The organism is Pseudomonas sp. MEJ086 (genome assembly GCF_030209025.1).
Classification (GTDB): domain Bacteria; phylum Pseudomonadota; class Gammaproteobacteria; order Pseudomonadales; family Pseudomonadaceae; genus Aquipseudomonas; species Aquipseudomonas fulva_A.
The window spans coordinates 78,269-101,209 of record NZ_JARVSV010000020.1 but is presented as its reverse complement, the minus strand read 5'-3'; the positions used below and the strand labels follow the sequence as shown (position 1 = coordinate 101,209).

The following is a 22,941-nucleotide window of genomic DNA, read 5'->3' as shown; positions in this document are numbered from 1 at the left end:
TGTCGTTGCTCGTGATTCATTTGCCCAGTGCCGCTTTCAACAACTTGCTATGAGTGTGAACGTAGTGCAGGACATACAAAGAGATACTGTGCAGCGGCGATAGTTTCATGACCTCCCGACGGATGCGCATATCTTCTTTCAATGCATCGAAGCGACGGCTGGTGGAAACACCGGTGGTGTCGAAGATGCACAGCGGCGAGGCGATCTTCAGCACGTCGCGCTTGTGGTCCTGGCCCTGCAGGAATTCGACGATCATGCAGTAGTCCGCCGAGAGCTTGAAATCCTCACGGAAGCGCACGTTGCGCAGCCTTTCATTCTCGAAATACATCGCCTGGTGGCTGGACGGCATGCCCAGTACCAGGTGCTCGATCTTCTTGGCGTTCTGTGGCGTGAGGCGGCCTTCGGCGTTCTGCAGGTAGTAGTCGCCATAGACGTAACGCGGCTTGCTGGGTGCCTGCTCGATCGCATCGGCAACCTTCTGCAACACGTTCTCGTCGTAGAACGAATCACCGCTGTTCAGGAACAGGGTGTAGCCCTCGGTGGCCGAGCCCTTGATCAGGCCCTTGTTCATGGCGTCGTAGAGGCCCTTGTCGCGCTCCGAAGTGATCTCGGCGTAGGGCTCGTCGATGGTCGCCAGCCATTCGGCGCCACCGTCGTTGGAGGCACCGTCGACGACGATCCAGCGGAAATTCCGATAGGTCTGGGCAGCCACACTCTGGTAGGTCTGTTTGAGGCCTTCCAGATTATTCCAGTTGATGGTCACGATACTGAAGTTTGTCATGGCGTGTGCCTCTGAGCTCTCGAGTCGGGGATTTCTCCGTCGCGTAGGCGCGGGAGAAGTACAGGAAACAGGCGGCGCCGATGCCCAGCACATCACCGCCGTACATCAGCGAGTTGGACAGGAACATGTTGAGCATCTGGAACCAGAACACCAGCTGGAAGGCATTGAGCAGCGGGCCCTTTTGCGGGCAGCGTTTCATGATGCGCAGGTAACCGGCGTAGAAGATCAAGGCGATCAGCGGAGTCAGGAATCCGTAGCGGTAGTACACGCCGAAGATGCCCACGTCCGACAGGTAGAAATGCGGGTTGTAGAGTGCTCCGAAGCCGCCTTTCCATTGCAGTGACAGCGAGCCCATGCCGATGTACCAGTTGTCGGCGACCGCGCCGATGATGATCGCCGTGGTGGTATCGCGCACGCCGGGGCCGGTGGTGGCCTCGTCGAGCAGGGCTTCGAACTTGGCGAACTGCTCGTAGTAGAACTCCGGAAAGATGAAGTACGACGCGACCAGGATGGTGGCCGCCAGCAGACCGAGCTTGATCAGCGAGTCGATGCGGTCACGGAAGATCCACAGGCCAGCCAGGCACCAGATGATCATGGTCTGACGGGTCTGCAGCACCAGCCACAGGTACGAGGCGAAGAACAGCAGGGTGACTACCTTGAGCAGCGAGATACGCTCTTTCATGCTGTACATGAGCATGAAGGCGCAGATGGTCACGTAGCTCGAACCGATACGGAAGCGGTTCGGGCGCAGCAGCACTTCGCCGGCGTCCTTGGCATCCACGGTGAACGACACGCCGGCGTTTTCCGGGATGATCCCGAAGTAGTAGCAGTAGCCGACGAAGGCGCACGCCAGGCCCGAATAGAGAAAGAAGGTCTCCAGGTGCTTTTGCGTCGGAGCGGTCTTGATCAGCAGGAACAGGGCCGGGAAGAACACCAGATAAGCGAAGCTGCGACGTTCTTCGAGCAGGCCATAGATGAACGGCTGATCGAAGTTGAGTTCCGCCATGATCGCCGAGGTGACCGGCAGCACCAGGCCCATGAAGATGATCCACAGGCTGGTCTTGGACTGGTAAACGCGCTTCCACACCAGGAACAGGGCCGCAGCGCTACCTACTACGCCGAGCAGATAAAGCTCGCGCAGGTAGGGGATGCCGGCCTTCTTGTCGTCGGTCAGAAAGAAACAGGCCGAGTTCAGGACAAACAGGATCAGCAGCAGGTTGCGGTATGCCAGGAATTGCTTGAACAAGCTCGCGTTCCCATATCGAAATTGTCGTGGCTCGCAAGCCGACGCCGCGTTGAGTGGCTTGCGAGAGGTCTAGTACAACGCCTGCAGGTAGTCCCGCGTATTGCGGTGGATGCGCGGTTCATCGCGCATCTGCTCGATCGGCCACCAGCGGTAGCGACCGTGTTGCACGCTTGGCGGTTGCAGGCTCTGCCGAGCGCCAAGCTCCAGTGCGTAGGCGATCACCACGTAGTGGGTATCCGGTGTTTCGCCAAACACGCTGTCGTCGTAAAAGTGCTCGTAGACGCCGAGCAGCCTGCCCTGGTCGCGCTCGAATGCCTGGCCCAGTTCTTCCCGGGTCAGGCGTTCGAAAGCGGCATCCAGGGTTTCATTCTTGAGAATGCGCCCACCTGGAGCGAACCAGCTGCCCTGGGCGGGGCGGTTGAGACGCTCGCCCAGCAGCAGCTCGCCCTCTGCATTGCGAACCAGCAGATCGATGGACACCAGCGGTGTGCTGGCGACCACGGTCTTGAAGGTCTCGGTCGGCAGAAACATCAACTGCGCACATCGTCGATGTGTTCGACGAACCAGCGGTAGGCGTCACGCAGGCCGGTTTCCAGATCGATGCTCGCCGTCCAGCCGAGCTTGGCCAGGCGCGATACGTCCATCAGCTTGCGTGGCGTACCGTCGGGCTTGCTGCTGTCGAACGTCAGGCGACCCTGGAACTCGGTGACCCGAGCGATGGTTTCGGCCAACTCGCGGATGGTGCAGTCCTGCCCGGTGCCGACGTTGATGTGCGAGAGCATCGGCTGGGTGTGCGCCTGGTAGGTGGCGTCATCCAGATTCATCACGTGCACGCTGGCGGCCGCCATGTCGTCGACATGCAGGAACTCGCGCATCGGCGTGCCGCTGCCCCAGATCACCACCTCATCGTCGCCACGCAGGGTCGCTTCGTGGAAGCGGCGCAGCAGGGCAGGGATGACGTGACTGTTTTCCGGGTGGTAGTTGTCGTGAGGGCCGTACAGGTTGGTCGGCATCACGCTGCGGTAGTCGCGACCGTGCTGGCGGTTGTAGCTTTCGCACAGCTTGATCCCGGCGATCTTGGCGATCGCGTAGGGCTCGTTGGTCGGCTCCAGTACGCCCGTCAGCAGCGCTTCTTCACGCATCGGCTGCTCGGCATGCTTGGGGTAGATGCACGAGCTGCCGAGCGACAGCAGGCGGTTCACGCCGGCATTGTGCGCGGCGTTGATGACGTTGGCTTCGATCATCAGGTTCTGATAGATGAAGTCGGCCGGGTACTGGTTGTTGGCGTGGATGCCGCCGACCTTGGCAGCGGCCAGGTAAACCTGGTCGATGCGCTGGTCGGCGAAGAAGCGCTGCACGCTGGCGGCGTCGACCAGGTCCACGCTTTCACGGGGCGCCGTGATGATGTTCTGGTGCCCCAGGCTCTGCAAGTGACGCACGATCGCCGAACCGACCATCCCGCGATGGCCGGCGACGAAAATGCGCTGATCGAGAGAAGTCGCTGTCATCCTCAGTTCTCCACGGATACCGGCAGATCGTGGCCGTGCTCACGCAGCAGCGCGTGGCGCTTGGCGACCTTGAGGTCCTCACGAACCATCTCGGCGCACATTTCCTGAACGGTGATTTCCGGCGTCCAGCCCAGCTTGGTCTTGGCCTTGGTAGGGTCGCCCAGCAGGGTTTCCACTTCGGCAGGGCGGAAGTAGCGCGGGTCGATGCGTACCACTACATCGCCAACCTTCAGGGCCGGCGCGTTGTTGCCTTCGATGCGCTCGACGATGCCTTGCTCGTCCACGCCCGTGCCTTCGAAGCGCAGGTGCACGCCCAGCTCGGCAGCGGACCAGGTGATGAATTCACGTACCGAGTACTGCACGCCGGTGGCGATCACGAAGTCGTCTGGCTGATCCTGTTGCAGCATCATCCACTGCATGCGGACGTAGTCCTTGGCATGGCCCCAGTCACGCAGCGAGTCGATGTTGCCCATGTACAGGCAAGGCTCGAGACCCTGGGCGATGTTGGCCATGCCGCGGGTGATCTTGCGGGTCACGAAGGTCTCGCCGCGACGTGGCGACTCGTGGTTGAAGAGGATGCCGTTGCACGCGTACATGCCATAGGCTTCGCGGTAGTTGACGGTGATCCAGTAGGCGTACAGCTTGGCGACCGCGTAGGGCGAACGCGGGTAGAAGGGAGTGGTTTCCTTCTGCGGGGTTTCCTGCACCAGGCCGTAGAGCTCGGAGGTCGAGGCCTGATAGAAACGGGTCTTCTTTTCCAGGCCCAGCAGGCGGATGGCTTCGAGGATGCGCAGGGTACCCATGGCGTCGACGTCGGCGGTGTATTCCGGTGCTTCGAAGCTCACCGCGACGTGGGATTGCGCGCCGAGGTTGTAGACCTCGTCAGGCTGCACTTCCTGAATGATGCGGGTCAGGTTGGACGAGTCGTTGAGGTCGCCGTAGTGCAGGATGAAGTTCTGGTTGTCGACGTGCGGATCCTGGTAGATGTGGTCCACGCGCTGGGTGTTGAACGACGAGGCACGACGCTTGATGCCATGCACCTGGTAACCCTTCTCGAGCAGGAACTCGGCCAGGTAGGAGCCGTCTTGACCCGTGATACCAGTGATGAGCGCTTTTTTCTGTTCCATTGCGATACCTGCGATGTTCAATTGATAGAGGGTCTGTGTTCGGTTGCTGAACGCGGTCCGTTAGGACGTACGCTTGAGCAGCAACTGGAGGCGTTCCATAACGCCAAAAAGAATGATCCGTACCGACGGAAACTTGTAAAAGAAACGGTAGATGTCGTACTCCGTTTTGGGCCGCGACAGGCTGGCGCCGTCTATGTCGGCCGAGTCGATCAGGGCTAGGCCCTCACCTTCGATGTTATGCAGGATGCTCAGTTCCATGGGCTTCATGGAAAGGCTGAAATTGTGTAACCCACGGGCTTCGGTACGGGTCAGTTGCAGGCCCTTTTTGCAGGTCTTGCAGCCATACAGGTTGACCGTGAAATCGTAGGGCTCGAGCACCGGGTTCTGGCGTTTTACGCAGGCCGGCAGCAGTTCGCAGAAGGCGTCGTAGACCGACACGCTTTCTTCGCGTTTTGCGAACTGGTAGTCGATCGGCTGTTGCTGGATCGGCACCTGGAAGCGCGACGAGGCGATGTTGAAATGCTGACCCGGATCGCCGAAGTTGGTGCTCAGCGAACGGAACGGGTACACGAAATACAGATCCCGGGAAATGATGTACGCGGTGAACAGCTTGAGCCACGAGGACTCGGGCCAGCCGCGGATATCCGCCGGGATGCCGTCGATATGACTGATGTCGGTGCCGTGGCTTTCCAGCCACTGGCGGAAGCTCTGCCAGTGGCGACGTGACCAGGCCTGCCCCCAGGACGCGGCCATCTGAATGAAATGCACGTCAGAGTCGCCGTCGTCGATCGGCGTGAAGGGCAGGTTGGCGGTCTGGTTGAACTGCACGCTGTACAGGCTGATACCGGCCACGCCGGCATCGTCGGCATAGGCCTGCAGCGCCCGCGAGGTGTACTCGTAGAAGAACGGCGAGACGAACAGATCGTCTTCGAGAATGATCACGTCGCCGTACTGTTCGGTCAGGTCGCCGCAGCTCAGCACGTGCTGGCGTAGGCCGAGGCGCTCGGGATGGGCGATGATGCGTTTCTCGCCGTGCGGCCAGTCGAAGGCTTCGGCGACCTGACGTGGCTGCGGGTTGCCGGAGTTGTCCAGGCTGATCACCAGGCGAACATCGCCTTGCGGATAGCGAGCCTTGATCAGTGAGCCGAGCAGGCGACTGAGGCTCTTCGGCCGGTTGTAGCCGATGACGACGATAGTGGGCAATTGTGCGGTCATAGGATCGAAGCCAGTCTCTGATGAAAGTGTTTAGGGGCGATCGCGGCGCGTCTGCCGATCAGCCTTGCCGTACCAGTGGCGTGCGGCGAGCAGCACGCTGGCGATCAGGCTCAGGTAGATCAGGATGCTGGCCGCGGTAAAGGCCATGACGGTCTGTTCGGCCTGTTCCAGAAACAGGGCGCCTGCCATCAGGGCCGCGATGCGCAGTACGGTGCTGAGCACCTCGAAAATCAGGAAACGGCCTTGCAGGGCGAGTGCCGGGACGGCGACCGTGCAGGGGCGGCTGACGAAAATCATGTACTCGGCCAAGGCCAGCCAGCGTGCATATTCACCCGCCACCGCCCACTGCTCACCGAATACCAGGGCGAACAATTGGGGGCCGAAACAGAACACTAGGGCGAAGGGCAGCAGGCCTACCAGCGCCAATGCCGCCGTCGCCTTGGCGAGCATGCCGGCGATCGGCTGGTGATCCTGTACTGCCGTGCTGATGCGCGGGTAATAGACATCCGCCACCGACTTGCCGACCAGTTGCGTTGGCACGTTCAGCGCCTGTTTGCAGAGGGCGAAGAAGCCGGCTGCCACCGGGCCGAAGAACACCGCGAGGACCAGTGTCGGCAGGTTCTGCGACACCGCGTTGATGAGCATCTGCGGTGCGCGAAACAGCGGAAAATCATGGTATTGCAAGGCCAGCTCGCGAGTGCTCAGTTGCACCGCGGGAGCCTCGCTCTGGGCGACTGCACCAGGGTTGCGGCGCAGCCCCCAGTTGAGCATCAGGGTATGCAGCAGCGGGCCGACAGCGGTGCTCAGCAGCAGTGCCGCAGGACTCGCATGCAGCAGGCCGACAGCGATGCGTAGACCGTTATGGGCGATGGCCTGCTGCACGGCCACGCCAGCGGTGAGGCGATAGCGCTGCTGGCGAATCAGCCATTGCTGGGTGACTTCGAGCGCAGCACCGGCCAGCAGCACGAGCGGCAGCAGCATCAGAAAAGGTGCGATCTGCGTGACGCCTGCCAGGTCGGCCAGTCTTTCGCCGAACAGGGCGATGACGGCAGCCGCGAGCGCTGCGAAGGCGCAGGCGATCAGCAGGGACAATCGAATCAGGCCGCGGGCATCGGCATCGCGCTTGGGCAGCACGATGGCGACTGGATAGGTGAGGGCAGCGACGGGGATGAGCATGAACGCCAGGCTCATGAATACCCCGAGTATCCCGTAGGTTTCCGGGCCGTAGATCCGGGTGATGACCGGCATCAGGGCCAGGGTGATGACCTGCGCGCCGGCTGTGCCAGACGCGACGGTCGCGATATTGCGCAGCACGGGGCTGCGCAGCGCCGCTCTGCCGGACACGCTCAAGCGGGTCCAGAGGGCGGCGGGGGCTGTGACTTCAGGTTCGATGACGTCCATTGTCAGGAGGGTCTCAGCCGTTCACTTGCTTGCGGCCGATGCCGTAGTAGTCGAAGCCTTCGCGATCTACCTGGTCGAGGTCGTACTGGTTGCGACCGTCGATGATCACCGGCTGTTTGAGGAGCTTCTTGAGGGCCTTGAAGTCAGGACGGCGGAATGGCTTCCACTCGGTGACCAGTACCAGCGCATCGGCATCGATGGCGGCTTCGTACTGGCCGTCGACGATCTGCAGACGACCTTCGCTGAACCAGTGCTCGGGGAACTCGCGCGCGGCGGTTTCACGGGCGATCGGGTCGAATGCCTTGACCTTGGCACCGGCGTTGATCAGGCTGTTGATCAGCACCACGCTCGGCGCTTCGCGCATGTCGTCGGTACCCGGCTTGAACGCCAGCCCCCAGACAGCGAAGGTGCGGCCCTTGATGTCACCCTCGAAATGCGCGGCCAGCTTGTTGAACAGCGACTGCTTCTGCTGCTCGTTGCGTGCCTCCACGGCTTGCAGCACCTTGGGTTCGAAATCGTTCTGGTGCGCGATGCTGATCAGCGCCTTGACGTCTTTCGGGAAGCACGAACCGCCGTAGCCACAGCCGGCGTAGATGAAGTGGTAGCCGATACGCTGGTCCGAGCCGATGCCCAGGCGCACGTTCTCGATGTCCACGTCGAGGCGGTCGCAGAGGCCGGCGATTTCGTTCATGAACGAGATCTTGGTGGCCAGCATGGCGTTGGCCGCGTACTTGGTCATTTCCGCGTCCCGCACGCCCATGAACTTGATGCGCGGGTTGTTGCGGATGAACGGGGCGTAGAGCTCGCTCATGGCCTTGCGAGCACGCTCGCTGTCGGTACCGATGATGATCCGATCCGGGTGCATGAAGTCGTCGACTGCGGCACCTTCCTTGAGGAATTCCGGGTTGGAGACCACGTCGAAACTGATGTCCTTGCCGCGCAGTTCCAGCTGTTCGAGGATCTCGGCGCGAACCAGGTCGGCGGTGCCAACCGGCACCGTGGATTTGTTGATCACGGTGGTGTGGCGAGTCATCAGGCTGCCGATCTGGCGGGCCACCTCCACCACGTATCGCAGGTCGGCGGAACCGTCTTCACCGGGCGGCGTGCCGACGGCGATGAAGATGATGTCCGACTGCTCCATCGCTTCCGGCAGGGCAGTGGTGAACTGCAGGCGACCGGCCTCGAAGTTCTCTTCCACGACGGTCTCCAGACCCGGCTCGTAGATCGGCAGCACACCGCGCTTGAGGTTTTCGATCTTCTTCGGATCGACATCCACGCAGACAACCGTGTTGCCCATCTCGGCGATACAGGCGCCGGTGACGAGGCCGACGTAGCCGGTTCCAACGACAGTGATATTCATGGATAAAAATTCCTTGAGTGAGCGTTAATCGTTACGTGACGCCAAAGGGGCATCGTTCAATAAATGTCGCGCGAGAACAGGGTGAAGGGCGTCTTCACCAGAATCTTGATGTCCAGCCACAGCGACCAGTTGTTGATGTAGGCCAGATCCTGTTCCACGCGTTGCTGCATCTTTTCCAGGGTTTCGGTTTCACCGCGATGACCGGTCACCTGAGCCAGACCGGTGATACCCGGCTTGAGGCGATGACGGGCCATGTAGGCAAGAATCTTGTCGCTGTAGTAGTTGTTGTGGGCCACCGCGTGGGGGCGTGGACCAACCAGGGACATCTCGCCGCGCAGCACGTTGAGCAGCTGCGGCAGTTCGTCGATCGAGGTGCGTCGCAGGAAGCGGCCGACAGGCGTGATGCGTGGATCTTCACGGGTCGCCTGCTTGACCTTCTGGTCGTCGTGCATGCGCATGGAGCGGAATTTCCACACCAGGATCACGCCACCGTTCCAGCCGTGGCGCGGTTGCAGGAAGAACACCGGGCCGGGGGACGACAGCTTCACCGCGATGGCTGCGGTAATGAACACCGGGCTCAGGGCGACCAGGGCGAGGAAGGCCAGGGTGCGATCCATCAGCTCCTTGCTGAACACGGCAGCAGGGTGCGAACTGATCGGGCTTTCGTTGAGGTAGATGGCTGGCAACTGTTCGATCTGCGATATCGACTGGTTGAGCAGCGGCATGCTGCCGAAGTCCGGTACCCAGACCACGTCGACGCTCATGTCGAGCAGGTCGATGTAGAGCTTCTCGATGTGCGAGATCTCGTCCAGGGTCAGGGCGATGTACACCCGGCGTACGCCATGCTGCTCGGTCACTTCACGCAACTGATGCAGGGCGCCGAGAATCGGGAAGCGGCCGTCCTGGGTGTGCGCATCGTCGCTCGACGCGAGCATGCCGATCAGCGGAACGCGGTTGGAGGCAGCCAGGCGCTCGGCCAGTTCGTGAGCTTTCTCACCGGAACCGATGATCAGCGAGACGCGATCGTTGCGCAGCTTTTCCGAATGAAGCCTGGCGAAATAGCGCAGCGGTATGAAGGCGATCGCCTGGGCGAGGAAGCCAAGCAGCGCCCACTCACGCATGATTTCGAAGGAGAAACGCTCCAGGCTCTGGCTGAAGTAGGCGACGAACAGCAGGCCGGCGAGGAGGGTCAGCCACCCTGCCAGCAAATGCGCCAGACCGGTCAGGTAGCTGAAGCGTTTGTGGTAAACGCGCAGCAGACCATAGGCAGGCACCGAACCCAGTACCGTGAGTACGATCAGCAGACGGTACTCGGTCGGCACATCGCCATAACGCTGGATGACCAGATAGCAGAGCAGCATGCTGACCAGAGTAATGGCACAGGTCCATTGACCCCAGAACGTCAGCCCCCTGCGGTTTTCGGCAGGATTGATCCGTTTGGAAATCATTTGCGGCGATCCTCGTGCAAATCTTCGATGAAGTGTGATGCCCCCGGAAACGACACGAGAGGCGACCTGTTCGTATGCGATACGTATGACGAGCCACTGGGCGAACCCACTGCCTCACCGCGCTTTCGCGCCAGTCGGTAGCTGCGGTGCGTCTTGTTGCTGAGTTCTCGACGCATGGTTTTCCAACCTCCAACAAATACGAATCCAGCGGCCTGAACCGACAGGCACGCGTTATCAGGCAGTCAACTAAGCGAAATGCTGGTGTGCGATGCGCCAGGGCGTGTCGATGACCAGACGTTCGGCCTCTCTCTCGCCCAGGATCCGGGCGGCTTGCAGGAGACCTTCTTGTAATTGGGGGGGGCGGTGATCCAGGTTGTGAGCATCAGTCGCCATAATGCTGACCACGCGATGTCTCAGCAGTTCGTGAGCCAGGTGCATTGCTCGTTCACCAAAGCGACCAGCGGCAGACGCGGCGGTCACCTGAAGCAGGCAGCCCTGCTCGATGAAGGGCTTGAGCTTGCTCGGCGTGTGCATCAGCGCCTTGTTGCGTTCCGGGTGCGCGATGATCGGTACCACGCCGTTTTCCAGCAGCCATTGGGTCAGCCGTTCGGCGCCGAAGGGCATTTCCCCGTGAGGAAATTCCAGCAGCAGCGCCTTCTTGCCTTCCCACTGACCGAGAAACGGAATGCTGCCGTCCTTCACGCGGGTCATCAGCTCGCCAGAGAAACGAACTTCTGCGGCCGCGCCGACCTTGAGGTCGATACCGGCCGCCTGCAGCGCCTCGTTGAAGCTGTTGCAGGCTGCGCGAATGCTCTCGCTGTCGTTCTCGTAGCGGCCGGCATGGATGTGCGGCGTGCAGACGATGTGGCTGATGCCGTTGGCCACGGCCATGCGGGCCATTTCCAGCGCGGTCGGCAGGTCTGCCGGGCCGTCGTCGATGCCCGGCAGCAAGTGGTTATGCAGATCGATCATCAGATACCTCCCGCTGTCATGCGCTGGATTTTCATGGTTGCATCAGGCCTTGCGGTCGCTGTAACCGTAGTGGTCGTAGTAGCCGCTGTAATCGCCGGAGCGGGCCGCTTTTTCCACGTCCACCTGGTTGAGTACCACGCCCATCACCGAGGCACCGCTCTGCAGCAGGTGGCCCACGCCACGCTGTGCCAGCGGGATCGAGGTCGCCTCGGACTTGATCACGTAGATGACCGAGTCGGCGAAGGTCGACAGCAGCGAGGCATCGCTGACCGCCTGGCTTGGCGGCGAATCGATGATGATGTGGTCGTAGCGCTCCTTGATCATTTCCAGGAACTTGGCGAAACGTGGCGATGCCAGCAGTTCCAGCGGGTTCGGCGGTACCGCACCGGCTGGCAGCATGTCCAGGTTGTTGCCCATGTTGTGGATGCAGTCTTCGACCTTGGCGCTGCCGGTGATCAGGTTGGCCAGGCCAGGCGTACCGACCGGGAAGTCGAAGCTCTTGGCCAGGGTAGGGCGGCGCAGGTCGGCATCGATCAGCAGCACGCGTTGCAGCTGGCTGAGGGCGAATGCCATGTTGGCCACCAGGGTGCTCTTGCCCTCGCCAGGTGACGAGGAGGTGACCACCAGAACCTTCTGCGAGCGCGAGGTATCGGCCAGCATCAGGCTGGTCCGAATGGTGCGGATCGACTCGCAGAAGCGCGCGTCCTCACCATGCTCGAAGAGGTGCGCTGCGGTGTACTTGGTGTTGGTGGAAATCAGCGGGACGATGCCGAGCACCGGCAGGTTCAGCTTGTTCTCGACGTCGTCGGCGCTCTTGAAGGTGTTGTTGAGGATGTCGCGGATCACCGCCAGGGCGATACCGAAAATCAGCGCCAGGCCGGCAGCCAGGACGATCAGCAACTTCTTGTTCGGCGCAGCGGCCTGAATGGGCGCGATGGCCTGATCGATGATCCGCGCGTTGCTGGAATTGACGTCCTGAGTGGCTGCGGTTTCGCGCAGACGGGTCATGAAGGTTTCGTACAGCGAACGGTTGCTTTCCACGTCGCGGGTCAGCTCACGTACCTTGAACTCCTTGCGCGAGATGTCCTGGATCTGTTCCTTGTTCTTGTTGAACGAGGCATTCAGGGAGTTCTCGTTGGCGACAGCCAGCTGGTAGTTGCGCTCGATGCTCGCCACGACCTGCTCGACCTGAGCGCGCAGGCTAGCCGAGGCAGCGCTGAGGTCGGACTTGGCAGCGGCCATGGCCGGGTGGCGCTCGCCGTAACGGCGCGACAGCTCTTCGACCTTGGCGCGAGCGCGGGCTTCTTCCGCCTTGAATTGCTGGATCAGCGGGTTGCCCAGCACGGCAGGCACGCTGGACAGACGGCGCCAGTCGGTGGAGCCCATGGACTCGACCTGGCGGAACTGGCTTTCGGCTTCGGCGCGCTGGCGACGGGCGTCGATCATGCGATCACCGGTCAGCGACAGTTCGTTGTTGCTGATGGTCGCCACGCCGTTCACATCGACCAGGCCTTCGGCCTCTCGATAGGCTTGCAGGCGGTTCTCGGCTTCCTGCAGCGAGCTGCGCAGCTCGGTCAGGCGAGTGTTCATCCAGGTGGTAGCGGACAGCGACATTTCCATCTGCGCTTCGAGCTGGCTATCGATGTAGTTGCTGGCCAGGGAGTTGGCGATCTGCGCTGCGGTCAGGCGGTCCGGCAGTTCGACGGAAATGCTCACCAGCTGGCTCTTGCCTTCTACCCAGATGCTGGTGCGGTCCATCAGCATCTTGGTGACGATATCCAGCAGCTCGGCTTCGGTCATCGGTGTGGCCGGCTCGGGCTCATCGACCAGCCCGGTCACCGACAGCATGCCCTGCACGCTACGCACGAACCCACCGACGTTGATCAGCGGCTTGGGCTGCTGGCGCGGGTCGAAGTCCGGGTGCTCGGTGAGGTTGAGTTCGCGAACCACTTTCTCTGCAACGCCGCGGCTCTTGATCAGGCCGAGCTGGGTTTGCAGGTATTCGTTCACTGCGCCGGTGGTGTCGTAGACCTGCTGAAAGGACACCAGTTGGGTGCCTTTGGTCTCGATCATCACCGTCGATACCGCTCTGTAGACGGGCGTCATACGGGACACGGCGAGGGCGGTGACCAGCGTGATCACGACCACGAACAGCACGATGGCCCACTTGCGCATCCAGATGGCGTTCCAGATACGCCGCAGGTCGATGTAATCGCTATCTGCTTCCGACGGCGATGGCTGCCACTGTCGGATCGTTCGTGCAGGACTGTTCATATTCAGAAGAACCCTTGATCGATGGTGATGGTGTCACCCGGCTTGACCAGGGTGTCGAGCGCGGCCTTTTCCGAAGCTCGGGCTTCGCCTGAACCGCGCGCGATGGTGATGCGTTTGGTGGAAGCGCGTTCGGTCAGGCCGCCGGCCAGCGCGATGGCGCGGTCCAGGGTCAGGCCGGGTTGATACGGATAGCCGCCGGGCGCCTTCACTTCGCCGCTGATGTAGAACTCGCGGTAGGTGGTCACGCTCACGGAGACGCGGGGATCGACCAGATAGCCGTCGGCCTTCAATCTGTCGGTGATGATGCGTTCGATGTCGCCGGCAGTCTTGTCACTGGCTTCGATCGACCCCAGGAAGGGGTAGGAGAAAGTGCCTGCGTCATTGAGGCGGATTTCCTCGAACGACAGATCCGGCTCGCCGAAGACACTGATCTTGATCACGTCGCCAGAGCTCAGCCGATACTGTGGATTGGCCTGGGCAGTCGCTGCGAATGCGAGCATCAGCAGCAGCGAGAAGGCTTTGAACAGATGGTGGACTGACATCCGCTTACTCCTTGTGGTTGATTCGTCTGTGGCGCGGAAAAAAGGGCGCCACCGCTCGCCTGCAGAGGCGAACGGGAAAAGGTTGATAGGGTTGGTGACGTTGGTCGTCACCCTGTTGAGGAGGGCCCCGGTGCTAGAGGCTCAAACTCAACGACAGCTGATAGATGTTCCGGTCATAGGATTTCTCCCGCACGCTCGAATCGTTTTCGGTGTGGCGATAACCCAGTGATACATCGACCCAGCGATCCGGGGAGTAGGTGACTCCCAGGCCGTAACTGGTGCGCTCGTCCTTGCGCTCGATCGCCTTGTAGTCGCGATCGGAGAAGCGGTAGTCAAGATCCGTACGGATGAAGGCCGACCATTCGTGTTCCCAGCTCAGGCGGGTGGTGGTGTCCTGAACCGTGCTCGCACCGTCGTCGCCTTCGTCGAAGGCACGGCGTGTGTTGAGTTTGACGACAGAGTAGGTGCGCGGTTCCCAGGCCACACCGACTTCCCACATCGGGCTGGTGTAATCCTCACGCGTGTTGCTGTCGAAGTTCTTGCGTTCGGCACCGAGGCGCAGGGTGCCGGAGGTCTTGGCGGTGGCTTCCCAGGTGGCGCCGAACAGTGCGGCGTCATTGGTACTGTCGCGGTTGCTGCCGCTGCGGATGTAGTCATGATCGGTGTGGCGCAGTTCGACCAGCGATCGCGTGCTGCCACCGAGGCGGTGGTACCACACGGTGTTGAACATGGTGCTGTCGCGTTCTTCGTCGGCGTTGAGTTCGCCGCTGTTGCGGTAGCGGATACCCTCGCGATTGACGCCGAAGTCCAGCTGGTTCAATCCGCTGAGCGTACCGTAGCTGTAGGTGGCGCCAGCGACGGTGCGGTCGTACTTGTCGTTTTCATTGTCATCGGGATCCGCCAGGTCGATGGTCTCCTCGACGCGGTGATAGCCGAGATTCCAGCGCAGGCGATTGCGCGAGTTGAATTCGAGAATGCTGCGAAAGCGCAGGTGATGGTCGGTATGACTGGCCCGATCGTCAGAGTGGTAGGTCTGGTCGTCGAATTCGTATTCGAGCTGGTAACCGCTGTTGCGCGTCTCGGCGCTGAGCAGAAACTTCGGGTTGATGCTGGTGATCCAGGAAGAACCGGCGCCGTCACGCAGGCCGCGGTAGTTGTCGTCGTAGCTCTCGGTAACGTCGAGGGTAGGCGTGAACTCGAAACCAGCCAGGTCGATGCTCGCCGGGTCGGTTGCCCAGCTGGTCGTAGACAGCGTACCTGCTAGCGAAGCCGTCAATATCTTGGTGAGTTTCATCGTGCCAAATCCCTTCCCGGGGTCGATCGCTTGAGTGGAGTGGCCGGGTGACTACGCTGCGGGACGATGGCCCGGCAGCCTCTGTTCAGTCACCTATCGCGTTGACTTGCGGCCATTTTTCATGAGTCATTGGTTGTCGGCTCAGGGAAGAAGTTCCCCGTTGGCCGTGAAACTCATCACAGGCGCCTCGATAAAAAAACACGGAACTTTTCATGCGCTTTAATGGTTCGCTCCTGCCGCCAGTGCTGCAATCGGGGGCAGCGTGCTCGGTTCTGAAAAATACGCTACCGCCCCAAGGCCATCGTTCTTGAGGGCAATGATGCGATGTCGGATGGGATGCAGTGGCTGAGGCTCTGGGTTCAGCCCGGATAGTAGAAGTTTTGCGTTACAGGCATGTTAAGAGGTTGAGCAATATTCATGCCTGTAAAATTGAAAGTTGAGAGAGCGGGACTTTTATGCGCTTTTCTCGATTAAGTAAGCGAAGCAGCAGCATCACTCGCTGTTCGCCGTCCATGGCCAGGAAGATCGCATCCATATCGGCCAGTGGACCACTGTTTATATGCACTCTGTCTCCGGCAGTCAGTGCTTTCGCTTGCACGCTCTGCAGGCTGCGCGCTTTCAATTGCTCGATAATTGAATCATCTATTCGGCAAGGAACTCCGCAGAAGGCAACGACCCTGCTGACGCCTCGTGTCGAGCGCAACGCTGCCCAGTTACCCTGTTCCTGCATATGCAGAAACAGGTAGCCGGGAAAGAGTGGTTGGGTGATTTGGACGCGTTTGCCTGCCCTGGTCGCCTGCGTTCTGGTGCGCGGGCAAAAGCACTCGAAACCCTGTCTGTTCAGGTGTTCCCAGGCCTTGTCGTCGTGTCGGGGCTTGCACTGGATCAGGTACCAGGCGGCTTCCGAAAACTTCACGTCGATGCTCATAGGCCTCAGCTTTCCATGCTTGCGAAGTGCCATCAATCGCTGTTCTGGCAGAGCGTCGATAGTAGGCCTTCCACACTTCATTAGGTGTAATTGCGCGACGAGTGGCGAGTTATTTCATGAGCTGAAAAATCCGACAAGTGGCTGCCGTAATTGTGCTGTCATTTTGATTTTTAGTTGCCGGAAAGGTGCATATTGGTTGCGTGTTACCCGTATCAAGGAAAGTTCCCCGGTAAGTTGCAATCGATTTTATGGCGCCTGTTTTTTGATGGTTTCGTCTTGCCTGTTACGCGTTGTCGGATGCCCTGAACGGAGCCGGTGATAACGCATCTGCATAACGGATCAGCCGAAGAAAAAAAGATTGGAGCCATGGTGGCCAATAGATATCAACTCTGATTAAGGATGATGAATCATGACGCACATATACGCAGTGGTTCTTACTTATAACCGCAAGGATTTGCTCGAGCGTTGCCTGGATGCCGTATACGCGCAAACAAGACCCTGTGATGGCGTTATCGTGATCGATAACGCCAGTAATGATGGTACGGAGCAAATGGTGCTGGATCTGGCATTGCCCGGTCTGGAGTTGTATGTGCTGTCGGATAACGTCGGAGCATCCGGTGGTTTCAATGCCGGGTTCCGCATGGCTTACCAGCGTGGCGCCGATTTCATCTGGATGATGGACGATGATGTGATTCCCAGTGCCGATGCCCTGCAGCGGCTGATCGAGGCGGATGAATCGCTGGCTGCACGGAATATCAAGCGCACCTTCCTGTTGTCGGGTGCCTACACCCAGGAGGGGCTGGTCAACAATGCGCCGTCGCTGGATCAGCGGCGCAACCGGATCGATTACGAGTGCTGGCCTGCTACCGTGGATCTGGGCGTGGTGCCGGTTTCCCGGGCGACCTTCGTGTCGATTCTGGTACCTCGCGCCACGCTGACCGAGTTCGGCGTGCCGATTTCCTCGATGTTCATCTGGGGCGAGGACACCGAGTTCACCTTGCGCGTCACTCGTAATACCCCGGGGTATCTGGTGGGCGCGAGCAAGGTGCTGCATCTGCGCCAGGAGGGTGGTGGGGCGATCAACATCCGCACCGAGAAGAGCCCTGCGCGGATCCGCTATCACCGCCACTTCGTGCGCAACGAGTTGTTCATCACCCGCAAGTACGCCAATCGTCGCCGGTTGCTGACGACCTTGAGCCACCGGCTGTGGGGAATGTTCAGATTGTTGCGCGGCGGTGAATTCTACAAAGCCCGCATCGTTCTGCAGGGGTTGCTGGAAGCCCTGGCGTTCTCGCCGCGGGTCGAGTCCGCCGATGCACCGCTGGACAGCCTGCGGGTGCAGATTCGCCGAGCCGTGGTTCCGGCATTCGAGATGACGTTACCGGTGATGTCGCTGGATATCGAGCCGGCCTCCAGCTTCCTGCAGCCGGAGATGATGCCCGCTCAGTAGAGGCGGTCGGTGCGGTCGGCCAGCAGGGGCCAGGCCGCATCCTTTTCCGAAATGGTGGTCACTGCCAGTGGCCAATCGATGCTCAGGCGCTCGTCGTTGTAGCGCAGACCGCGTTCGGCAGTCGGCGTATAGGCGCTCGACACCAGGTAACTGACTTCAACGTCATCGCTCAGGGTCTGGAACGAGTGAGCGAAGCCTGGCGGCACGTAAAGCTGCCGTTGGTTGTCGGCGCTCAGCTCGAACGCCTCGTGCTGCAGATAGGTCGAGGACTGCTCGCGCAGATCGACGATCACGTCGACGATGACGCCGCGGGTGCAGCGCACCAGCTTGGCTTCGCCATGGGGCTGCACCTGATAATGCAGGCCGCGCAGGGTGCCGCGTCGTGCCGAGCGTGAGGTGTTCTGTTGCACGAAGTGGCTGATCAGTCCATGGCGCTCGAACTCATCCGCACAGAAGGTTCGCGCAAAGTAGCCGCGTTCGTCACCGCGCGGTTGCAGTTCGATCAGCCAGGCGTCGTTGAGTGTCGTGCTGTGAAAGATCATGGCTGCTCCTGATCGAGAAAATCGCGAAAGCGTCGAGTGCTGGCGGCGTCTGCTGCGAACAGGCATTCCTGCTCGGCGTAAAGGCGGTCGACGAGTCGCCCGCTCGGAAATTGCACGTCGTCGAAGGTCAGCGCGCTATCCTTGGCCACTGCGCGCTTCAGCGTGCAGCCGAGTGCCAGGCCGATGGGCAGCAGGTTTTCATCGCGGATGGCGGCGATGTTCTCGGCCATGCCGTAGGTCTCGTAACCGCCGAAGTCGTCAATGCTGTCGCCTGGCCGCAGATCCTTCTTGGCCACCGTGATCACCCCCACGCTTGGCCCGCCACTGGGCGTCAGGACCGGATCGCCGAACAGCACCGCGCGGGCGACCGAGTTGGGCACCTCGAAGTGGCACAGGTGGTAAGGCGTATAAAAGCTGTAATAGGGGCCCTTGCCGAGCTTGTAGAGCTCCAGGTAATGGCGCTGCCGCGGATTTTCCAGCGTACCGATGACGAACACTCCGGGGCCCGGGCGGGCGCCCACGACGTAATCGACCAGGCCGGGTTCGTTTGCATTCAAGTGCGCTTCGAACGCGCAAATGGTGTCCTCGATGGGCACCAGTGGTGCGCCCGGATTGCCGCCGGAAAAGTCCGGGCCGAGCATGCCGCGGCGAGCTACGCGCATGCCGGTGGCGTTGGCCACGATGGCCTGCTCGAAGGAAATCTTGGTGCCATCGGCGAAAGACGCGACCATCGCCGCTTTTTGCCCCCAGCGACGCGCGAACTCCTGCTGCGTGGTCGGGTTGCGATACGGATCGTGCAAGCCTTTGATGTTGCCGCACAGCACCGGCTTGATGCCTAGCCCCGCCACGAAGCGGTAGAGATTCATCTGCACGCCTGGCTGATCGCCATCGGAAAAGGTGTAGATGACCCCAGCCTGGTCGGCCTTGTGCTTGAGGATCGGGCCGATGGTGCCGTCCAGCTCGGCGTTCATTTGCACCACGTGCTTGCCGGCTTGCAGTGCGGCGAGCACCGCGCCCGCTGCGTATTCGATGGAGCCGGTGACTTCGATGATCGCATCCAATCCTTCGGCACGAGCGAGGGCCAGAGCATCTTCGGTGACGGCTGGTGTGCTACTGGCGATGGCTCGCTCCAGCTCGGCTTGCGTGTTGCACTGCAGCGGCTCTATGCCGGCCTGGTCGTACACGCCGACCGCACCGCCGACAGTGCGATTGGCCACGGCGCACAGGCGCATGCCGGTGGTCGCCGTGAGGATCTGCAGGGCGATGCCGCTGCCCTGGAAGCCGGCGCCGATCATGCCCACGCGAATGGGGCGGCCTTCGGCTTCGCGTTTGGCCAGGGCCGTGTCAACGATGATCATCGATGCTGCTCCTTCAGTCGTTCCACTGTTTCCACGGCGCGCCACTGGCCCAGGCGGTTTCCAGGGTGATCTTGTCGCGCAGCGAGTCCATGCTCTGCCAGTAGCCCTGATGGTGGTAGCTGCCAAGCATGTCGCGCTCGACCAGGCGATCCATGGGTTCGTTTTCCCAGGTGGTCTGGTCGTCGTCGATCAGCTCGAAGACTTCCGGTTGGCAGACGAAGAAGCCGCCGTTGATCAGGCCGCCATCGGCAGCGCCTTTCTCGCGGAAGGCTTCGACGCGATTGAGGTCCTCGTTCAGACGCAGTGCGCCGTAACGCCCGGGCTGGGTCACGGCGGTAAGGGTGCACCAGCGTTTGGAGGCCTTGTGCGTCTTGACCAGTTCGCCGATGTTCACATCGCTGACGCCATCGCCGTAGGTCAGGCAGAACGGCTCGTTGCACAGCAGTGGCACGGCACGTTTGAGGCGCCCGCCGGTCATCGAGTCGGCGCCGGTATCGAGCACGGTGACGCGCCAGTCCTCGCTGACGCTCTCCAGCCAATCGATGTTGCCGGTCTTCAGGTCGATGGTGTAATCGGTGCGTTGCGCGCGGTAGTTGAGGAAGTAGTCGCGGATGTAATCGACCTTGTAGCCACCGAGTACCACGAAATCATTGAAGCCGTGGTGCGCGTACATCTTCATGATGTGCCAGATGATCGGTCGGCCACCGATCTCGACCATTGGCTTGGGACGGATCGCCGTCTCTTCGCTCAGGCGGGTGCCGAAGCCACCCGCAAAGATTGCAACCTTCATGATGGTGTTCCCCCGTGGTGAATGGACGCTGTATCAATGAGTCATGCGTGCTCTGGCTATGTGGCCGCTATGCCTAGCGTGATTGCCAGCGCAGGTCCTCGCTCAGGCGGCCACTGTCGATATGGCCTTGCAGAACCCGCAGGCGCACGAGCGGCGAGGTGCGGAACTGGCTGTCGCTGAAGTTCATGCCCTTGAGGCCCTCTACCAGCCCGCTGATCGACTTCGATAAGGTCATCTGTGGCTGATGAGCGGGAGCAAGGCTGGCGAACAGGCTGAAATCGACCTGATAGGAGCGGCTGTCGACGGGGGCTTCGGTATTGATGCTGACCTCGGTGCCGGGCAGGGCATTGGCTACCGCTGCAGCGAGGTCGCGGACCTGATGGTTGCGCTCGTCACTGCCGGTATTCACCCGCAAAACGCGCCCGCCGTTGTCGGCGTTGCGCTGGATGGCCCAGTCGATGGCCCGCGCCATGTCGGCGACATCGATCAGCGGGCGCCATGGCGAGCCATCGCTGAGCACCGTGATACGGCCTTCGCTGAGCGCGCCGGCGACGAAGTCATTGAGTACCAGGTCCAGGCGCAGTCGGTCGGACATGCCGCAGGCCGTGGCGAAGCGCAGGCTGGTGATAACCATGTCGCCAGCGATGTCGGAGAGCGCGTCTTCACTGCCGATCTTGGAGCGGGCGTAAGCGGTCATGGGGGAGACGGGATCGCTCTCCGTGCGCGGGCTGCCCTGGGCCACGCCGTACACGCTGCAACTGGAGGCGAAAACGAAGTTGCGTACCCCGGCACGTGCGGCTGCCTTGGCGATGGCGACGGTGGCGTGCTGATTGATCGTTTCGGTCACGCCGGCAAAACGATCACCCATGGGGTCGTTGGAAACGGCCGCCAGCTGCACCACGGCATCGTAGCCTTCCAGCATCTGCGGCGAGAGGTCCCGCACATCGCCGAACAGCTGCTGCGCCAGGCGCTGCTCGGGCAGTACCTGAGCATGGGTAAGGCAATGGGCGAAATAGGCGTTATCGAAGCCATGCACGATGGCTGAGGGATGGCGAGTGGTCAGTTCGCGGATGACTGCAGGGCCCACATAGCCCATGTTTCCCAGTACGAGAATTCTCATCGAGCCTTCCTTTGCAATGACCGCCCACGGGTTGGGGCGGTATCCATCGTTCGGCTGATAGTATTCCTGCGTCAGAAAAATGCTCGTTTATCTGATGAGTGGTTTTAGCATCGTTAAGTTATTGATTTTTAATTATTAATATTTATTTTCTGTTTTTATGGTCAGGTTTTTGTGATCGAGAAGGCCCGGTCAGTTCCTGCTCGAAACGATTCAAGCACCGCTGGAGCCCGCGCGAATCGACGCGTTGAACCCTCTGGAGCGGGCTTTGTGGCGTATTTCACAATGTTGAAGAATTTCTGTCATTCCCTTGGCGGTCGTACCTCGGGATTGGCCAGTACGCATTCTTCTCCGTTGAAAAACGCCCGGGCATTGGCGAAGGCATCGCCGAAATACAGCTCGTAACCTGCTCGCTCCACATAACCGAGGTGCGGCGTGCAGAGCACGGCAGGGTGATTCAAAAGCGGGTGCGCAGGGTCGAAGATGGGTTCCTGCTCGAACACATCCAGCGCTGCAGCGCCCGGCCTGCCAAGGTTCAGTGCCTCGAGTAGGGCGCCGGGGGCGATCAGTTCCGCTCGGCTGGTATTGACCAGCAATGCGTTGGTTTTCATGAGTGACAGATCTTTGGCGGTGACCAGATGCCGAGTGCTCTCGGCGAGACGCAGGTGCAGGGTCAACACGTCGGATTCGGCGAAGAACGCTTCCCGTGATGGCGCCGCACGGTGCCCATCGGCGACCGCGGCCTGGCGCGACGCATCGCTGCCCCAGACCATTACGGGCATCTCGAACGCCTGGGCATAACGGGCCAGGCGCTGGCCGATCTTGCCGTAGCCCCAGATGCCCAGCGTCTGCCCGGCCAGGCGTTGCCCGAGGTTGACCTGCCACAACCCGTCGTACATGCCCTGCATGGCCGGGAACAACTGCCGCCTGGCATTGATGATCAGTGCCCAGGTGAGTTCGGCCGGTGCGATGGGTGAGGCGCGCCCCTCCATCACCGCCACACCATGACGGGTACAGGCATCCACATCGATATGGCTGGATACCTTGCCGGTCTGGCTGATCAATTTGAGCTTCGGTAAATGGGCGAGCAGTGCGTCGTCGATGCGCGTGCGCTCTCGGGTCAGCACCAGTGCATCGGCATCGGCGAAGCGCTCGGCCAGCAGTCGAATGTCGTCGACGGCATCGTGATAAATGCTGACCTGATGGCCTTTCAAGGTGGCGAAACAATCGAGGGTGAGGATGACGTTCTGGTAGTCATCCGGAATGACGATATGCATGGCAGGCTCCCAGGCGGTTCAGGCTCCATGGGGAGCCTGATTCGGTAATGTATCAGCCGACGCTCTGGGCCGCTGCCCTGCGGCGAGCCCGCCAGATACGCCAGTTGGGCAAGGCTATCATCAATGCCAGCAGTGCCCATACGGCCGGCTGATCGAGCCGTTCCACAGGATGCTCAGGTCTTCGTTGGAGAGCGACAGGGCGCGGTGCAGGTTCTTTTCCATCAGGTCGCCAATGGTGGGGCGAGACCAAGCAGACGCCCGCGAAGATACGGTCTTGCATTGGGGGCATGGGGAGAGCCTAACGGCGCCCC

Annotated in this window: 20 protein-coding genes; 1 reads left to right on the top strand and 19 read right to left on the bottom strand. The window is 60.9% G+C overall.

Annotation, left to right across the window (positions count from 1 at the left end; translation table 11 throughout):
- Positions 1 to 16 precede the first annotated feature (16 nt).
- The 14 genes from QRN22_RS13065 to rfaH all read right to left on the bottom strand — a co-directional run bounded on the left by QRN22_RS13065 (position 17) and on the right by rfaH (position 16,096).
- Positions 17 to 781: a glycosyltransferase gene (locus QRN22_RS13065; protein ID WP_042556842.1), complete on the bottom strand. Its 765-nt coding sequence runs from the start codon at positions 779 to 781 to the stop codon at positions 17 to 19.
- Positions 744 to 2,027 carry a hypothetical protein gene (locus QRN22_RS13060; RefSeq protein WP_042556841.1) on the bottom strand — a complete coding sequence of 428 codons (1,284 nt, stop codon included), beginning with the start codon at positions 2,025 to 2,027 and terminating at the stop codon, positions 744 to 746. Before QRN22_RS13060 ends, QRN22_RS13065 begins: the two co-directional genes overlap by 38 nt.
- Before the next feature lie 69 nt (positions 2,028 to 2,096).
- Positions 2,097 to 2,558, bottom strand: coding sequence for a GDP-mannose mannosyl hydrolase (locus QRN22_RS13055; protein ID WP_042556840.1), 462 nt, complete (start codon positions 2,556 to 2,558; stop codon positions 2,097 to 2,099).
- Positions 2,558 to 3,535 carry a GDP-L-fucose synthase gene (gene fcl, locus QRN22_RS13050; RefSeq protein WP_042556839.1) on the bottom strand — a complete coding sequence of 326 codons (978 nt, stop codon included), beginning with the start codon at positions 3,533 to 3,535 and terminating at the stop codon, positions 2,558 to 2,560. Before fcl ends, QRN22_RS13055 begins: the two co-directional genes overlap by 1 nt.
- 2 nt (positions 3,536 to 3,537) lie before the next feature.
- Positions 3,538 to 4,662, bottom strand: a complete 1,125-nt coding sequence (gene gmd, locus QRN22_RS13045; protein WP_042556838.1) for a GDP-mannose 4,6-dehydratase — start codon at positions 4,660 to 4,662, stop codon at positions 3,538 to 3,540.
- 60 nt (positions 4,663 to 4,722) lie between these two features.
- Positions 4,723 to 5,877: a glycosyl transferase family 2 gene (locus tag QRN22_RS13040; protein WP_042556837.1), complete on the bottom strand. Its 1,155-nt coding sequence runs from the start codon at positions 5,875 to 5,877 to the stop codon at positions 4,723 to 4,725.
- A 30-nt stretch (positions 5,878 to 5,907) separates the two neighbouring features.
- The gene (locus QRN22_RS13035; protein ID WP_231570256.1) at positions 5,908 to 7,221 is read right to left on the bottom strand and encodes a lipopolysaccharide biosynthesis protein; all 1,314 of its coding nucleotides are present in this window, start codon (positions 7,219 to 7,221) and stop codon (positions 5,908 to 5,910) included.
- 70 nt (positions 7,222 to 7,291) lie between these two features.
- Positions 7,292 to 8,638: a UDP-glucose dehydrogenase family protein gene (locus tag QRN22_RS13030; protein WP_042556836.1), complete on the bottom strand. Its 1,347-nt coding sequence runs from the start codon at positions 8,636 to 8,638 to the stop codon at positions 7,292 to 7,294.
- Positions 8,639 to 8,694: 56 nt separating this feature from the next.
- Entirely contained in the window at positions 8,695 to 10,086 is a 1,392-nt protein-coding gene (locus QRN22_RS13025) for an undecaprenyl-phosphate glucose phosphotransferase (RefSeq protein WP_042556835.1), read from the bottom strand.
- A 246-nt stretch (positions 10,087 to 10,332) separates the two neighbouring features.
- The gene (locus tag QRN22_RS13020) at positions 10,333 to 11,058 is read right to left on the bottom strand and encodes a tyrosine-protein phosphatase (protein ID WP_042556834.1); all 726 of its coding nucleotides are present in this window, start codon (positions 11,056 to 11,058) and stop codon (positions 10,333 to 10,335) included.
- A gap of 42 nt (positions 11,059 to 11,100) precedes the next feature.
- Entirely contained in the window at positions 11,101 to 13,332 is a 2,232-nt protein-coding gene (locus QRN22_RS13015; protein ID WP_042556833.1) for a GumC family protein, read from the bottom strand.
- A gap of 2 nt (positions 13,333 to 13,334) precedes the next feature.
- The gene (locus QRN22_RS13010; protein WP_042556832.1) at positions 13,335 to 13,874 is read right to left on the bottom strand and encodes a polysaccharide biosynthesis/export family protein; all 540 of its coding nucleotides are present in this window, start codon (positions 13,872 to 13,874) and stop codon (positions 13,335 to 13,337) included.
- Between the two features lie 133 nt (positions 13,875 to 14,007).
- Positions 14,008 to 15,168: an outer membrane beta-barrel protein gene (locus QRN22_RS13005; RefSeq protein ID WP_042556831.1), complete on the bottom strand. Its 1,161-nt coding sequence runs from the start codon at positions 15,166 to 15,168 to the stop codon at positions 14,008 to 14,010.
- Positions 15,169 to 15,583: 415 nt separating this feature from the next.
- On the bottom strand, positions 15,584 to 16,096 hold the full coding sequence (gene rfaH, locus QRN22_RS13000; RefSeq protein ID WP_042556830.1) for a transcription/translation regulatory transformer protein RfaH: 513 nt from the start codon (positions 16,094 to 16,096) through the stop codon (positions 15,584 to 15,586).
- A gap of 409 nt (positions 16,097 to 16,505) precedes the next feature.
- On the opposite strand from rfaH, the gene QRN22_RS12995 reads away from it, so the two are divergent.
- Positions 16,506 to 17,546 carry a glycosyltransferase family 2 protein gene (locus QRN22_RS12995; protein WP_042556829.1) on the top strand — a complete coding sequence of 347 codons (1,041 nt, stop codon included), beginning with the start codon at positions 16,506 to 16,508 and terminating at the stop codon, positions 17,544 to 17,546.
- Here QRN22_RS12995 and rfbC read toward each other — a convergent pair.
- The 5 genes from rfbC to QRN22_RS12970 form a co-directional block, all read right to left on the bottom strand.
- A complete protein-coding gene (rfbC, locus tag QRN22_RS12990) occupies positions 17,540 to 18,088 on the bottom strand; it encodes a dTDP-4-dehydrorhamnose 3,5-epimerase (RefSeq protein WP_042556828.1) in 549 nt (182 codons plus the stop codon). The two genes, QRN22_RS12995 and rfbC, sit on opposite strands and share 7 nt — an antisense overlap.
- Positions 18,085 to 19,446, bottom strand: coding sequence for an NAD(P)H-dependent oxidoreductase (locus tag QRN22_RS12985; RefSeq protein WP_042556827.1), 1,362 nt, complete (start codon positions 19,444 to 19,446; stop codon positions 18,085 to 18,087). The genes rfbC and QRN22_RS12985 overlap by 4 nt, the downstream gene beginning before the upstream one ends.
- A 13-nt stretch (positions 19,447 to 19,459) precedes the next feature.
- Positions 19,460 to 20,236, bottom strand: coding sequence for a glucose-1-phosphate cytidylyltransferase (rfbF, locus tag QRN22_RS12980; RefSeq protein ID WP_042556826.1), 777 nt, complete (start codon positions 20,234 to 20,236; stop codon positions 19,460 to 19,462).
- Between the two features lie 73 nt (positions 20,237 to 20,309).
- Positions 20,310 to 21,356 carry an NAD-dependent epimerase/dehydratase family protein gene (locus tag QRN22_RS12975; RefSeq protein WP_042556825.1) on the bottom strand — a complete coding sequence of 349 codons (1,047 nt, stop codon included), beginning with the start codon at positions 21,354 to 21,356 and terminating at the stop codon, positions 20,310 to 20,312.
- Between the two features lie 299 nt (positions 21,357 to 21,655).
- Entirely contained in the window at positions 21,656 to 22,630 is a 975-nt protein-coding gene (locus QRN22_RS12970) for a D-2-hydroxyacid dehydrogenase family protein (protein WP_042556824.1), read from the bottom strand.
- Between the last annotated feature and the right edge of the window lie 311 nt (positions 22,631 to 22,941).